Source organism: Mesorhizobium sp. M8A.F.Ca.ET.218.01.1.1, assembly GCF_004791165.1.
Classification (GTDB): domain Bacteria; phylum Pseudomonadota; class Alphaproteobacteria; order Rhizobiales; family Rhizobiaceae; genus Mesorhizobium.
Genome location: NZ_SRUZ01000094.1, coordinates 1 through 352, shown reverse-complemented (window position 1 = coordinate 352; position 352 = coordinate 1). Strand labels below are relative to the sequence as shown.

Genomic DNA, 352 nt, shown 5'->3' with positions numbered 1-352 from the left:
CGCGCGTGGCAGCGCCACCATCTGCGGCATGGTTTCCACCAATGCCGGCGGCATCATGGCGTTTCGCAACGGCACGATGCGCCACCGCGTGCTCGGCCTCGAAGCGGTGCTGCCGGACGGGCGCGTGTTCTCCGACCTCACCCGGGTGTTGAAGACCAGCGCCGGCTATGATTTGAAGCATCTCTTCATCGGCGCGGAGGGGACGCTCGGCATCGTCACCCGCGTGGCGCTTCGGCTCGATCCGATGGCCGGGGCCGGCGCCACGGCACTGGTCGGCGTGCCGGATGCACGAAGCGCGCAGCGCATAGTGCGGCATTTCCTGGGCCAGACCGGAACGCGGCTCACCGGCGCC

Annotated in this window: 1 protein-coding gene; it reads left to right on the top strand. The window is 69.6% G+C overall.

Annotated elements, in window-relative coordinates:
- On the top strand, positions 1-352 hold a 352-nt coding region (locus EN861_RS34535), incomplete at both ends, for an FAD-binding oxidoreductase (RefSeq protein ID WP_135928224.1).